The organism is Streptomyces sp. NBC_00727, assembly GCF_045161745.1.
In the GTDB taxonomy this organism is placed as follows: domain Bacteria; phylum Actinomycetota; class Actinomycetes; order Streptomycetales; family Streptomycetaceae; genus Streptomyces.
This window is the reverse complement of record NZ_CP108981.1, coordinates 1,230,709-1,244,244: the sequence shown is the minus strand read 5'-3', so window position 1 is coordinate 1,244,244 and position 13,536 is coordinate 1,230,709. Positions and strand designations below refer to the sequence as shown.

Below are 13,536 nucleotides of genomic sequence, written 5' to 3'. Positions count from 1 at the left end.
ACGTCGGCACGGCGTCGTAACTAACGCTGCTAGTTTTCGACCGGTTTTCGAGCCACCCCACCGACATCGGTACCGTGCGAGCCGCCGGAGGCACACCCTCATGTCCACCACCTCGAAGCTCCCGCCCTTCGACCCCCGCGACCCGATCGGCGTCGACGACCTGCTGAGCCCCGAGGACCTCGCGATCCGCGACACCGTTCGCACCTGGGCCGCCGACCGCGTCCTGCCGCACATCGCCGAGTGGTACGAGAACGGCGAGCTGCCCGGCATCCGCGAGCTGGCCCGCGAACTGGGCGCCCTGGGCGCGCTCGGCATGTCGCTCCAGGGCTACGGCTGCGCCGGCGCCACGGCCGTCCAGTACGGGCTGGCCTGCCTGGAGCTGGAGGCGGCCGACTCGGGCATCCGCTCGCTCGTCTCCGTACAGGGCTCCCTCGCCATGTACGCGATCCACCGCTTCGGCTCCGAGGAGCAGAAGCAGCGGTGGCTGCCCGGCATGGCGGCGGGCGAGACCATCGGCTGCTTCGGCCTCACCGAGCCGGACCACGGCTCGGACCCGGCCGCCATGCGCACGTACGCCAGGCGCGACGGCGAGGACTGGGTGCTCAGCGGCCGCAAGATGTGGATCACCAACGGCTCCGTCGCCGGCGTCGCGGTCGTCTGGGCGCAGACCGACGAGGGGCCGGCCGGCACCGGCATCCGGGGCTTCGTCGTCCCGACGGACGCGCCGGGCTTCTCCGCGCCCGAGATCCGGCACAAGTGGTCGCTGCGCGCCTCGGTCACCAGCGAACTGATCCTGGACGAGGTGCGGCTGCCCGCCGACGCCGTCCTGCCCGGGGTCACCGGGCTGCGCGGACCGCTCAGCTGTCTCAGCCACGCCCGCTACGGCATCGTCTGGGGAGCCATGGGCGCGGCCCGGTCGAGCTTCGAGGCGGCCGTCGACTACGCGCGCACCCGCGAACAGTTCGGGAAGCCGATCGGCGGCTTCCAGCTCACCCAGGCCAAGCTCGCCGACATGGCCGTCGAGCTGCACAAGGGCATCCTGCTCGCCCACCACCTGGGGCGGCGGATGGACGCCGGGCGGCTGCGCCCGGAGCAGGTCAGTTTCGGGAAGCTGAACAACGTGCGGGAGGCCATCGAGATCTGCCGCACCTCGCGCACGATCCTCGGCGCCAACGGGATCTCGCTGGAGTACCCGGTGATGCGGCACGCGACCAACCTGGAGTCGGTGCTCACCTACGAGGGGACCGTGGAGATGCACCAGCTTGTCCTGGGAAAGGCGCTCACCGGCCTGGACGCATTCCGATGAGCGCCCGGAGGGCGGTCAGCTCTGGTTGAAGAAGCCGTCGGCCGGCCGGCCGGCGGCTTCGCCGTTCATCACCTGGGTGTCGGCGGGGGTCAGCAGGAAGACGCGGGTGGCGACGCGGTCGATCGACCCGCGCAGTCCGAAGATCAGTCCTGCGGCGAAGTCCACCACGCGCTTGGCGTCGGCGGAGTCCATGGACGTGAGGTTCATGATCACCGGGACGCCGTCCCGGAAGAGCTCGCCGATGGCGCGGGCGTCACGGAAGCTGTCCGGGGTCACGGTGGCGATCCGGCGGCCCGTCTCCTCGGCGGTCTCGGAGGCCACCCGCACCCGCGGGTCGGTCACCCAGGCCTGACCGGTGCCGGTCCGCGCACCCTCGGCGTACTCGTCGTCGTCGTAGTACCGCTCGTCGTTGTCCTCTACGAGGCCCAGCCAGGCACTCGCCTTGCGCACCGATCCCATGGACGCCTCCTCTCACCGCGGTTCCTTGTTGTTCCGCATCTCTTTCGTATCCCTATGGTCGTCCATGATGCGGATCGTGCGCCAAGGGGATAGGCGGCGCGCAGGGCATTCGTGACGGTACTGGTGCAGAGGATGTGGCGATTCGTCAGGGTTCGTACCGGTAAAGGGGCCTGAAGAAATAAAATATGATGCGCCGGTCCGTACGGGTGACATGGGGGACGTACGGGTGAACGGGCCGCTCGGTACGATGCCGTCGCGTCCGCGCCCGAGCGCGGCACACACGCGAACGAAACCCGGGGGACGGCCGTGTTCGGAATAGTCAGGCCCTGTACGCATCGCCTCTCCGAGAGGCTCAAGACCGAGTGGATGGCCCACCTCTGCGGGCTCTGTCTGGCACTCCGTTCCGACCACGGGCAGTTCGCCCGGATCGTCACCAACTACGACGGCCTGATCGTCTCGGTCCTGACGGAGGCTCAGACCGAACGCGTCCCCGGACAGCGCCGCACGGCCGGGCCCTGCCCGCTGCGCTCCATGCGCACCGCGCCCGTCGCGCGCGGCGAGGGCGCCCGGCTGGCCGCCGCCGTCTCACTGGTGCTTGCCTCGGCGAAGGTGCGGGACCACGTCGCCGACCGGGACGGCCTGTTGGCCCGCCGCCCGGTCGCCGCGGCGGCCCGCCGGGTGGCGGCCGGCTGGGACCGGGCCGGGGCGCGCACCGGCGCACAGCTCGGCTTCGACACCGCGGTCCTCGTCGACGCCGTCGACCGGCAGACCGGCATCGAACTCCTCGCCGGCCCCGGCACCCCGCTGCTGACGGTCACCGAGCCCACCGAGACCGCCACCGCAGCCGCCTTCGCGCACACCGCCGTCCTCGCCGGCAAGCCGCAGAACGCCGAGCCGCTCGCCGAGGCCGGACGCCTCTTCGGACGTCTCGCGCACCTGCTGGACGCCGTGGAGGACCAGGAAGCCGACGCCGCTTCGGGAGCCTGGAACCCGCTCACCGCGACCGGCACCTCGCGCGCCGAGGCCCGGCGGCTCTGCGACGACGCGCTGCGGGGCGTACGGCTGGCGCTGCGCGACGCGGAGTTCACCGACGACCGGCTCGCGCATGTGCTGCTGGCCCACGAACTGCGGCGCTCGGTGGACCGCGCCTTCGCCACGGACGTCTGTTCCCACCGGGCGGGCGGGTTGCTGACCGCGTCCGGCGAACCGTCAGGAACGGCGCCCACGGGCTCGTTCGGGCCGCCGCCGGGCAACCCGTACGCGCCCACGGGACCGGGCGGCCCCTCCGGCCCCCGGCCGCCGGAGCCGCCGCGCGACCGGCGCGGGCTCGTCATGGGCTGCCTGGTGTGGGCCGGCCTCGCCTGTACCTGCCAGATGTGCTGCGGCACCTTCGAGGACCCCTGGTCGCGTCAGCGGCGCGAGGGGCTGTGCAGTCAGTGCGACTGCGGGGACTGCTGCGACGGCTGCGACGCGTGCAGCAATTGCTGCGACTGCTGCAGCTGCTGTGACGGCTGTGACTGCGGGTGCGACTGCTGAGGCAGTGTCACCCGTGGGCCCCCTCCTGCTTCGTGGCTGCACCCCGGGATCGCCGGCCCGGTATGGAACGGTTGGTCCATGAGTACGCACGCACAGCAGCAGGCAGCGCGGGACTGGGAGCGCTGGCACCAGGAGCGGACCGCCACGGTCTCGGCGCCGTACGGTCCGCTCTCCCTCACCGGAACCCACTGGCTCACGGATTACCCGGAGGGGCGAATTCCGGCCGTCCCGGGCCGGTGGCGGGAGGAGGACGGCGCCCTGGTGCTCGAAGCCGCCCCGGCGGACGGGCTGACCGTGGACGGAAAGCCCTTCACCGGCGAGATCCGGCTCGGCGCCGACCGGGGGCCGATCGACGCCTCCCGGCTCGCGCATGAGGGCCGCAGACTGGTGGTGCTGAGCCGCGAGGGCCTGTGGGCGGTCCGGGTCTTCGACCCCGAATCGCCCGCGCGGCGCGCGTTCCGGGCGATCGACGCGACCCCGTACGACCCGCGCTGGGCGGTGCCGGGCACCTTCCGGCCGTACGCGGACTCCCGCACCGTCCGGGTCGAGAACGCCGACGGTGTCGAACGCGGACTGGGGCTCGCCGGTGAGATCGCCTTCGAGCTGGACGGGGCCGGGCACACGCTCCGGGTCGCCGTCGAGCCCGACGGGTCGCTCTGGGCGGTCTTCGCCGACGCCACCAGCGGGAACAGCAGCTACCGCTTCCGGTTCCTGCGGCCCGCCGCACCGGCCGCCGACGGCTCGGTGACCGTCGACCTCAACCGCGCGCTGCTGCCGCCGTGCGCCTTCGCGGACCACTTCATCTGCCCCTTCCCGCCGCCGGGCAACACCCTTCCGGTGGCCGTGGAGGCGGGCGAGCGCCACCGCGTCGACGGCTGAGCCGGAGCGTGGCGCGTCCGGCTTCCGGCGCGCCGCGTTCGAGTTCAGGCCAGAACGCGCCCTTGCGCCGGAAGTTGACGCCTTGAATACTCCCGAGCAGCGCTTGTCAGGAGCACGGCATATCCGGAATGCGGACGGACGGCCGTGCGCCCGACTGCGCCTCACGGGTCCGACCACCCCACAGGCGGACCCCCGATTCCCCTCGGGAGGGAATGACAGTGAGGATCAAGCGCACCACCCCCCTCAGCGGTACCGCCAGACGCAGCAGGGCCGTCGCCATCGCGGCGGGCCTGGTGGCCGTAGCCGCCCTGGCCGCCCCCACCGCCCAGGCGGACTCCACCGGAACGTACAGCGCCAACCAGCTCGCCGCCGCCAGTGACGCCGTCCTCGGCGCCGACGTCGCCGGCACCGCCTGGAACGTCGACCCGAAGACCGGCAAGGTCGTGGTCACGGTCGACAGCACGGTCTCCGCGGCGGAGATCCGGCAGATCAAGGACTCCGCCGGCGGCAACGCGGGAGCCCTGCGCATCGAGCACACCCCCGGCAAGTTCAGCAAGCTGCTCTCCGGCGGCGACGCCATCTACGCACCCGGCTGGCGCTGTTCCCTCGGGTTCAACGTACGCAGCGGCAGCACGTACTACTTCCTGACCGCCGGTCACTGCACCGACGGCAACCCGCCCTGGTACACCAACTCCTCGAACACCACCTACATAGGCCCGACGGTCGGCTCCAGCTTCCCGGTCAACGACTACGGCCTGGTGCGCTACGACAACACCTCGCTCGCCCACCCGGGCACGGTCGGCAGCGTCGACATCACCGGCGCGGCCAACGCCACGGTCGGGATGCGGGTGACCCGCCGGGGCTCCACGACCGGCATCCACAGCGGCACCGTCTCCGCGCTCAACGCCACGGTCAACTACGGCAACGGCGACGTGGTCTACGGCATGATCAAGACCAACGTGTGCGCCGAGGGCGGCGACTCGGGCGGTCCGCTCTACTCCGGCTCCAAGGCGATCGGCCTGACCTCCGGCGGCAGCGGCAACTGCAGCTCCGGCGGTACGACGTTCTTCCAGCCGGTCACCGAGGCGCTCAGCACGTACGGCGTCAGCGTGTACTGACGTCCGGACGTGCGACTGCTGTGCCGGCCCCCGGGGGACCCGCCCCGGGGGCCGGTGCGTTCCTCGGCCGGTGCGAGAACAGGTGTCCCCCCGCGCCGGCGTGCGGGAGGATGCGGCGCATGAGGAGAACCAGGACCGGGGTTGGAATGCTGACGGCGGCGGCGGTCGTCGTGCTGGTGGCGGGGTGCGGGACCGAGCGGGCGGACGAGGCCGCCGAAGGGGGCTCCGCGCCCGCCGGGACGGCCACGCCCAGCGCGCCGGTGGACTTCCGGTGCCCCGGCGAGGACCCCGCGCCGCAGGAGTCGTCCCCCGCGTCGGCCTCGGTCCCGGCCGGGGCGCCCACCGACCACTACGCCGAGAACCACGGGTTCCGGGTCCCGTTCCCGCTGCACGGCCGGAGCCGGTGCGACGGGCTCGCGGCCGTCACCCGTATCGAGAAGGCGCTGGAACCGCTGCGCAAGCGAGGCGACTTCTCACCGGCGCACGCCCGCAAGGCGCTCATGGGTCTCGGCTACGGCCCCGGGGCGGTGGAGACCCACCAGGGTGGCGCGACCGCGGTCGGCTTCCTCATTTACGCGGGCGTCTCCCCGCTGTTGTGCGTGGAGGGCACGATGGACCGCGCGGACACCGAGGCGGACGCCTTCGGCGGTTACCCCGACCACCCCTCCTGCGACCGCCCAAGCGGCGGTCACTGAGAAAGGGGGAAGGCCGGACCCGGGGGAGCGGGCCCGGCCCTCCCGGGAGGGCCGCTGATCAGCCTCTGCCCACACCCGCCCCGGCCGGTGCGACGCCGAAGATGTCCACCGCGTGGTAGTACGTCCAGGCCGTGGCGTTGCACGAGGTCAGCTTGGCGCCGGAGTACGCGGAGCACACGCGCTTGAGGTCCGCGTAGAGGGCGTTGTCGAGGCGGGCCTTGTTGGCGGAGAACGTGCCGGCCGCCTTGTAGTTGCGGTACCCGAAGTCGTGCCGGGCGCAGGCCGTCTGGAACGGGAAGCCGAACGGGTTGTCGGGCGAGGTGCTGCAGTAGTCCGTCGACCAGTCGAAGCCGTACGCGGACCACGCGCCCTTGTTGTTGCGGGCGGAGTTCCACGCGTTGTAGCTGGCGGCGCTCGTCTGCGTCCAGGAACTGAGCACCTGGGGCTTGTCCGCGGGGGCCGCCGAGGCGGAGGCGGTGGGCAGCAGGGCGAGCGGGAGCGACAGGCCGAGGGTGGCGAGCAGGGTGGCGGCGCGACGGCGCATGAGCAACCTCCGTGGGGTGGCGGGGAGTCGTGGCGGCTCGCGGGGTGCGCGAGGTCGCTCCAGCATGCAGTCATGCACCTGTCATGCCTAGAGCTCGTCGGGGCCCGACGGAACTCCCCTCCGTACGTCAGGTGGAGGGGAGTCCGAAGACAGGGGTCAGACCGGGGTCGAGCCCGCGCCGCCCGCCGGTGCCGGGGAGGGCGGAGCGGCCGCGTCCGCCATGTCCTCCGCGTCCGGTTTCCTGCGCATCGCCGTCAGCAGCGTGCCCGCCGTGCCCACCACCGCCCAGGCGGACAGCACCAGCAGGGGCCCGGTCACGGCGTTGCCGCGGAAGTAGGCGATCGAGCGGGCCGTCCAGGTCGAGGCGCCCGGGGGGAGGGCGGGGCCGATCGCGCGCCAGAAGTCCGGGAGCATCGGGAGGGGGAAGGCGCCGCCCGCGCTCGGGTTGCCCGCGATGACCACGAGCAGGACGGCCAGGCCGATGCCGACGATGCCGGTGAGGGCCTCCAGGGCGAGGGTGATCATGCCGACCGCGAAGACGGTCAGCGCGCCCAGGCCCGACATCCCCCAGAAGCTGCCGGGCAGGGCGTCGAGGACCGGGCCGATGATGACCGCGCCGCCGATGCCGCCCGCGATCGCGTACAGGGCCATGACGCCGGTCCGGATCAGTGCGCGCTGCCGGTTGGCGGGGCGGCTGCCCGCGCTGATCGCGAGGATCGAGGCGCAGAGGTAGCCGCCGACGCACCAGCCCACGGCCAGGTAGAACGAGGACAGCCCGTCGAAGTCCTGGTGCGAGGCCGGGGCCACGTCCGCGGCGCGCGCGGTGCGCTTCCGGCTGAGCTCGGCCTGCTTGATGATCTTCGTCAGGGAGTTGGCCAGGACGGTGCCCCCGCCGGAGGCGACCAGCACCGTGTCCCGGGTGTCCCGGGGGTCGACGATCAGGGCGCCGTCGATCTCGCGGTCCAGGATCTGCCGGCGGGCGGTGGCCTCGTCGGCGACCGCGCGGGGGTCGAGCGGGCCGCCGGGGAGGCCGTCCAGTTCGGTGACGAGGCGGGCGGACACCTGCTGGGGTGCGACGACGCCGAAGGGGACGTCCGTCGGCTTCGGGTTGTGCAGGGCTCCGATGTAGGACGCGATGAACAGCAGCTGGAGCGCCAGCACCCCGATGACGAGCAGGGCGGCCCGTGGAGTGACGGCTTTCCTCACCTCGGCGGCGAAAGTCATGCCCCCACGCTCCAAGGTGCCCGCCGCCCGCGCAGTCGGGAGGCGGCCGAACGGCGCAAGGGGTGGAGGGGTGCGTGACCGGGGGAAAGTGAGCCGGACGCCGAGTATCGTACGAGTGTTCGAAACTTGGTTTATGGTGGAGAGCGAGGGGGTGGGCAGCGCGTACGAATCGGTTCAGGAGGTGCAGGTGCCAGGGTTCACGCATCTGCATACCGTCTCCGGGTTCTCCCTGCGGTACGGGGCCTCGCACCCGGAGCGGCTGGCGGAGCGCGCCGCCGAGCGGGGCATGGACGCCCTCGCGCTGACCGACCGCGACACCCTGGCAGGCGCGGTCCGGTTCGCCCGGGCCTGCGGGCGGGAAGGGGTGCGCCCGCTGTTCGGGGTGGACCTCGCGGTGGGGCCGGTGACGGGGGACGGACCCGCCCGGCGCACCCGTACCCCGGCCCGCGGGGGTGTCTTTGTCGATGAATCCGCCCCCCGGGTCACCTTCCTCGCCCGCGACGGCGCCCTGGGCTGGGCCGAGCTGTGCCGCCTGGTCACCGCCGCCCACGCCGCCGTTCCCGGGGGCGGCCGCCCCCTGGTCGACCGGCTCGCGCTGCCCGCCGAAGGGCTCACCGTGCTCCTCGGTCCCGCGTCCGACGTGGGCCGGGCGCTGTCGGCGGGCCGCCCCGACCTGGCCGCCGCCCTCCTCGCCCCCTGGCGCGAGCTGTACGGCGACGACCTGCGGCTCGAAGCCGTCCACCACGGGCGGACCGGCACGGGGCCCGGTTCGCTGCGGCTCGCCGCCCGTACCGTCGGCCTCGCCGCCGAGCAGGGCGTACGGGCCGTGCTGACCAACGCCGTCCGGTACGCCGACGCGGGGCAGGGCCCGGTCGCCGACGTGCTCGACGCCGCCCGCGGGCTCGTCCCCGTCGATCCGCGCCGCGCCCCGCTCGACAGCGGTGAGCGCTGGCTCAAGGACGCCCGCGCGATGGCGGAGACCGCCGAGCGGATCACCGCCGCCGCCGGGCTCGGCGCCGGTGCCGGGGCGCGGCTGCTCGCGGAGACCCGGCGCACCGCCGACGCCTGCGTGGTCGGCCCCGAGGGCGACATCGGGCTCGGCTCCGTCCACTTCCCCGAGCCGCGTCTCGTCGGCGCGGAGCAGCGCACCGCCCAGCGGGTGCTGGCCTCCCGCGCCACCGCCGGCATGGTCCTGCACGGCTACGACCGCAGGCCGGAGTACTGGGACCGGATGCACCACGAGCTGGACATCATCGCCCACCACGGCTTCGCCTCGTACTTCCTGACGGTCGCCCAGGTGGTCGACGACGTGCGGTCGATGAAGGTGCGGGTGGCCGCCCGCGGCTCCGGGGCCGGTTCGCTGGTCAACCACCTGCTGGGCATCGCCCACGCCGACCCGGTCGAGCACGGGCTGCTGATGGAGCGCTTCCTGTCCAAGCGCCGCTTCGTGCTGCCCGACATCGACATCGACGTGGAGTCGGCCCGCCGCCTCGACGTCTACCGCGCGATCATCGGCCGCTTCGGCGCCGAGCGGGTCGCCACCGTCGCCATGCCCGAGACCTACCGGGTGCGCCACGCCATCCGCGACGTCGGCGCCGCGCTCTCCATGAACCCGGCCGAGACCGACCGGCTCGCCAAGGCCTTCCCGCACATCCGGGCCCGCGACGCCCGCGCGGCCATGGAGGAACTGCCCGAACTGCGCGAGGTGGCCAGGACCAGGGAGAAGTACGGGCGGCTGTGGGAGCTGGTGGAGGCGCTGGACGCGCTGCCGCGCGGCGTCGCCATGCATCCGTGCGGGGTCCTCCTCTCGGACGCCTCGCTGCTGCGCCGCACCCCCGTCATGCCCACCAGCGGCGAGGGCCTCCCGATGTCCCAGTTCGACAAGGACGACGTGGAGCACCTCGGGCTGCTCAAGCTGGACGTGCTGGGCGTACGGATGCAGTCGGCGATGGCGCACGCGGTCGCCGAGGTGAAGCGGGCCTCGGGGCGCGAGGTGGAGCTGGACGCCGTGGAGCCGGGCGACCCGCGCACGTACCAGCTGATCAGGACGGCCGAGACGCTGGGCTGCTTCCAGATCGAGTCGCCCGGCCAGCGCGACCTGGTCGGCAGGCTCCAGCCGGAGAACTTCCACGACCTGGTGGTCGACATCTCGCTGTTCCGGCCGGGCCCGGTCTCCGCCGACATGGTCCGCCCGTTCATCGAGGCCCGGCACGGCCGCGCACCGGTCCGCTACCCGCACCCCGACCTGGAGGGCCCGCTGCGCGAGACGTACGGAGTGGTGGTCTTCCACGAGCAGATCATCCAGATCGTCGACATCATGACCGGCTGCGGCCGCGACGAGGCCGACCGGGTCAGGCGCGGGCTCTCCGACCCCGGGTCGCAGGCCCGGATCAGGTTCTGGTTCGCCCAGCACGCGGCGGCGCGGAAGTACGACGCGGAGGTGATCGCCCGCGCCTGGGAGATCATCGAGGCGTTCGGCAGCTACGGCTTCTGCAAGGCGCACGCGGTGGCCTTCGCCGTGCCCACGTACCAGTCGGCCTGGCTGAAGGCGCACCATCCGGCGGCCTTCTACGCCGGCCTGCTCACCCACGACCCCGGGATGTACCCGAAGCGGCTGCTGCTCGCCGACGCGCGGCGGCGCGGGGTTCCCGTGCTGCCGTTGGACGTGAACCGGTCGGCGGCCGCTCATCGAATCGAACTGGTGTCTGATGAAGGGGGGGTGGGGGAGCGCTGGGGGCTGCGGCTCGCGCTCTCGGACGTCCACGGGATCAGTGAGGCCGAGGTCGCCCGGATCGAGTCCGGGCAGCCCTACAGCTCGCTGCTGGACTTCTGGCAGCGGGCCCGCCCGGGAAAGCCGGCCGCCGAACGGCTGGCCCAGGTCGGCGCGTTGGACGCGTTCGGGGCCAACCGCCGCGACCTGCTGCTCCACCTGTCCGAACTGCACCGCTCCCAGCGGGGCGCGGGTTCCGGCGGCGCCGGTGCCCAGCTCCCGCTCGGCGGCGGGCACCGTACCGCGTCCGTCGGCCTGCCCGACCTCAACGAGGCGGAACGGCTCAGCGCCGAGCTGGGCGTGCTGAGCATGGACGTCTCGCGCCACCTGATGAGCGATCACCACTCCTTTCTCAAGGAGCTCGGCGCGGTCTCGGCCAAGCGGCTGCGCGAGGCGCGGCACGGGGAGACCGTGCTGGTCGCGGGTGCCAAGGCGGCGACCCAGACACCGCCCATCCGCTCCGGCCGCCGGGTCGTCTTCACCACCCTGGACGACGGCACGGGCCTGGTCGACCTGGCCTTCTTCGACGACAGCCACGCCGCCTGCGCGCACACCGTCTTCCACTCCTGGCTGCTGCTGGTGCGCGGGGTGGTGCAGCGGCGCGGGGCGCGCAGCCTGAGCGTGGTCGGCGCCGCCGCCTGGAACCTGGCGGAGCTGGCCGAGCTGCGGCGTACGGGCGGACTGGACGCGGTCGCGGAGCGGCTGGCGCAGGTGCCGGAGCCCGAATCCGAGACCGGGGACACCGCGCCGGACGAGGCCCCGGCCGGTGACGACGGCCGCCGCATCCGGATGCCCACCGGTTACGAGATGAACCCGTGGGCCGACCTCAAGCCGCCCGGCGAGGGGCTGCCCACCGGCCGGAAGCTGTGGCACCAGAGCCCGGGGAGTGCGGGATGAACGGGGTGCCGGACGGGCGGCCCGGGGTCCTCTGCCTGCGGTTCCGGCGGGTCGGCGGCGGGCCCCCGGACGCCGCCGGGTACGCGGGGCTGCTCGCGCTGCTCGGCTCGTTCACCCCGGTCGTGGAGGCGGCGCCGCCGGACGGGGCGCTCGCCGATGTGCGCGGCGCGCTGCGCTACTTCGGGCGGGACGTGAAGGGCCTCGCCTCGGTGATCCGGGTCCGCGCACTGGCCCTGCACGGGGTGGACTGCGCGATCGGGGCCGCCCAGAACCCGATGCTGGCCCGGATGGCGCTGCGGCAGGCCGCGCCCGGGACCACCTTCGTGGTGCCCGCCGGCGGGGTGGCCGCCTTCCTCGCGGACCGGCCGGCCGCCGCGCTGGACGGCGTGGGGGCGGCGACGGCCCGGGCCCTGTGCGGGTACGGGCTCGACTCCGTCGGCCGGATCGCGGCCGCCCCGCTCGGCACCCTGCAACGGATCACGGGGGCGCGGACCGGGCGCGACCTGTGGGAGCGGGCGCACGGCGTCGACCGCACCGCCGTCGTGCCGAACGCCGCCGCTCGCTCGGTCGCCGCCGAACGCACCTTCTCGCGCGACGAGTTGGACCGGGAGCGGCAGCGCCGCGCGCTCATGTCGCTCACCGAGGAACTGGGGGCGCGGATGCGCGGCGAGGGGCAGGTGTGCCGCGCGCTCGCGGTCTCCGTGCGCTACGCCGACCGCACCGGCTACTCGACGCTGACCCGCAGCCGTACGCTCCGCGAGCCCACCGCGCACTCCGCGGAGCTCACCGCTCTCGCGTACCGCATCCACGACTCGTTCGCCCTTCAGCGGGCCCGGGTGCGGGGTATCGGGCTGCGCGCCGAGGGGCTCGGCGAGGCGGAGCGGGCCGCCCAGCAGCTGAGCTTCGACCCGGTGGACGAGCGGGCCCGCCGGATCGAGGCGGTCGCCGACCGGCTGCGGGACCGGTTCGGCCCCCGGGCCGTGATGCCGGGGCGGCTGGCGGCCTGAGCGGGGCCCGCCCCCGGGCGGCCGGCCAAAGGCGACTCCGGCGGCCCGCGGACTTTTTACCGACGCGTAACTTCCCAGCGAACCCTACTCATGCGTAATTTGGCATGAGCACGCAGAAATGCAGCAGAAACTTGTGGTCCGGGCCGCAGGGTGCACAGACATCGCAACTCCCTTGAGCCGCAAGGAGACCCCACGATGCTGCCCTGGACCCGCGCGCCGCGCTCCCCACGCGCCCGCCGGACGCTCGCCGCCCTGCTTCTCGCCGTCGCCGCGGTCGCCACCCCCACGGCAACCGCCGCCGCGGCCGCCCCCACCGCCGCGACGGCCACCACCTCGCGCGGCTGGAACGACTACTCCTGCAAGCCCTCCGCCGCCCACCCCCGACCCGTCGTCCTGGTCCACGGCACCTTCGGGAACTCCGTCGACAACTGGCTGGTCCTCGCCCCCTACCTGGTGAACCGGGGCTACTGCGTCTACTCGCTCGACTACGGCCAGCTGCCCGGCGTGCCGGTCTTCAACGGCCTCGGCCCGATCGACAAGTCGGCCGGACAGCTCGCCGCCTTCGTCGACAAGGTGCTCGCCTCCACCGGGGCGGCCAAGGCGGACATCGTCGGCCACTCCCAGGGCGGCATGATGCCGAACTACTACCTGAAGTTCCTCGGCGGCGCGGCCAAGGTGAACGCCATGATCGGCCTCGCCCCCGACAACCACGGCACCACGCTGCTCGGCCTGACCAAGCTCCTGCCGTACTTCCCCGGCGTCGGCGACCTGCTCGACGCCGGTACGCCCGGACTCGCCGACCAGGTGGCCGGGTCGCCCTTCATCAAGAAGCTCAACTCCCTGCCGGACACCGTGCCCGGGGTGCACTACACCGTCATCGCGACCCGCTACGACGAGGTCGTGACCCCGTACCGGACGCAGTTCCTGGACGGACCCGACGTGCGCAACGTCCTGCTCCAGGACCTGTGCCCGGTCGACCTGTCCGAGCACGTGGCGATCGGGACCATCGACCGGGTCGCCTACCACGAGGTGGCGAACGCTCTGGACCCGGCGCACGCCAGTCCGACCGACTGCGCCTCGGTCATCGGCTAGGCCGTGTAC

At 73.4% G+C, this 13,536-nt stretch carries 11 protein-coding genes; 8 read left to right on the top strand and 3 right to left on the bottom strand.

Going from position 1 to position 13,536, the window contains the following annotated elements; genetic code table 11:
- The first annotated feature begins 100 nt into the window (after positions 1-100).
- Positions 101-1,306: an acyl-CoA dehydrogenase family protein gene (locus OG242_RS05425; RefSeq protein WP_405897053.1), complete on the top strand. Its 1,206-nt coding sequence runs from the start codon at positions 101-103 to the stop codon at positions 1,304-1,306.
- Between the two features lie 15 nt (positions 1,307-1,321).
- On the opposite strand, the gene OG242_RS05420 is transcribed toward OG242_RS05425, so the two are convergent.
- On the bottom strand, positions 1,322-1,765 hold the full coding sequence (locus OG242_RS05420; RefSeq protein WP_018103626.1) for a cell division protein SepF: 444 nt from the start codon (positions 1,763-1,765) through the stop codon (positions 1,322-1,324).
- 306 nt (positions 1,766-2,071) lie between these two features.
- Between OG242_RS05420 and OG242_RS05415 the strand changes: the two genes are divergently transcribed.
- The 4 genes from OG242_RS05415 to OG242_RS05400 all read left to right on the top strand — a co-directional run bounded on the left by OG242_RS05415 (position 2,072) and on the right by OG242_RS05400 (position 5,993).
- Positions 2,072-3,301, top strand: a complete 1,230-nt coding sequence (locus OG242_RS05415; RefSeq protein ID WP_405897052.1) for a DUF5685 family protein — start codon at positions 2,072-2,074, stop codon at positions 3,299-3,301.
- Between the two features lie 78 nt (positions 3,302-3,379).
- Positions 3,380-4,180: a DUF1684 domain-containing protein gene (locus OG242_RS05410; protein WP_405897051.1), complete on the top strand. Its 801-nt coding sequence runs from the start codon at positions 3,380-3,382 to the stop codon at positions 4,178-4,180.
- 218 nt (positions 4,181-4,398) lie between these two features.
- Positions 4,399-5,298, top strand: coding sequence for a S1 family peptidase (locus OG242_RS05405; protein WP_405901512.1), 900 nt, complete (start codon positions 4,399-4,401; stop codon positions 5,296-5,298).
- A 119-nt stretch (positions 5,299-5,417) separates the two neighbouring features.
- A complete protein-coding gene (locus tag OG242_RS05400; protein ID WP_405897050.1) occupies positions 5,418-5,993 on the top strand; it encodes a hypothetical protein in 576 nt (191 codons plus the stop codon).
- Positions 5,994-6,051: 58 nt separating this feature from the next.
- On the opposite strand, the gene OG242_RS05395 is transcribed toward OG242_RS05400, so the two are convergent.
- Both OG242_RS05395 and OG242_RS05390 read right to left on the bottom strand, forming a co-directional pair.
- Positions 6,052-6,537, bottom strand: a complete 486-nt coding sequence (locus OG242_RS05395; RefSeq protein WP_405897049.1) for a phospholipase — start codon at positions 6,535-6,537, stop codon at positions 6,052-6,054.
- A 156-nt stretch (positions 6,538-6,693) separates the two neighbouring features.
- Complete coding sequence (locus OG242_RS05390; protein ID WP_405897048.1) at positions 6,694-7,761, bottom strand: DUF3533 domain-containing protein; 1,068 nt, start codon at positions 7,759-7,761, stop codon at positions 6,694-6,696.
- Between the two features lie 133 nt (positions 7,762-7,894).
- Between OG242_RS05390 and OG242_RS05385 the strand changes: the two genes are divergently transcribed.
- From OG242_RS05385 to OG242_RS05375, 3 genes are all read left to right on the top strand, one after another.
- Positions 7,895-11,428 (top strand): DNA polymerase III subunit alpha, encoded by a 3,534-nt coding sequence (locus OG242_RS05385; RefSeq protein ID WP_405897047.1) that lies wholly within the window; start codon positions 7,895-7,897, stop codon positions 11,426-11,428.
- Entirely contained in the window at positions 11,425-12,435 is a 1,011-nt protein-coding gene (locus OG242_RS05380; RefSeq protein WP_405897046.1) for a hypothetical protein, read from the top strand. The genes OG242_RS05385 and OG242_RS05380 overlap by 4 nt, the downstream gene beginning before the upstream one ends.
- Positions 12,436-12,630: 195 nt before the next feature.
- Positions 12,631-13,527: an esterase/lipase family protein gene (locus OG242_RS05375; RefSeq protein ID WP_405897045.1), complete on the top strand. Its 897-nt coding sequence runs from the start codon at positions 12,631-12,633 to the stop codon at positions 13,525-13,527.
- The last annotated feature ends 9 nt before the right edge of the window (positions 13,528-13,536 follow it).

Coding starts and splice junctions, on each gene's coding strand:
- OG242_RS05375 (WP_405897045.1), top strand. CDS start 12,631: ATGCTGCCCTGGACCCGCGCGCCGCGCTCCCCACGCGCCCGCCGGACG.
- OG242_RS05380 (WP_405897046.1), top strand. CDS start 11,425: ATGAACGGGGTGCCGGACGGGCGGCCCGGGGTCCTCTGCCTGCGGTTC.
- OG242_RS05420 (WP_018103626.1), bottom strand. CDS start 1,765: ATGGGATCGGTGCGCAAGGCGAGTGCCTGGCTGGGCCTCGTAGAGGAC.
- OG242_RS05410 (WP_405897051.1), top strand. CDS start 3,380: ATGAGTACGCACGCACAGCAGCAGGCAGCGCGGGACTGGGAGCGCTGG.
- OG242_RS05390 (WP_405897048.1), bottom strand. CDS start 7,761: ATGACTTTCGCCGCCGAGGTGAGGAAAGCCGTCACTCCACGGGCCGCC.
- OG242_RS05385 (WP_405897047.1), top strand. CDS start 7,895: ATGGTGGAGAGCGAGGGGGTGGGCAGCGCGTACGAATCGGTTCAGGAG.
- OG242_RS05400 (WP_405897050.1), top strand. CDS start 5,418: ATGAGGAGAACCAGGACCGGGGTTGGAATGCTGACGGCGGCGGCGGTC.
- OG242_RS05395 (WP_405897049.1), bottom strand. CDS start 6,537: ATGCGCCGTCGCGCCGCCACCCTGCTCGCCACCCTCGGCCTGTCGCTC.
- OG242_RS05425 (WP_405897053.1), top strand. CDS start 101: ATGTCCACCACCTCGAAGCTCCCGCCCTTCGACCCCCGCGACCCGATC.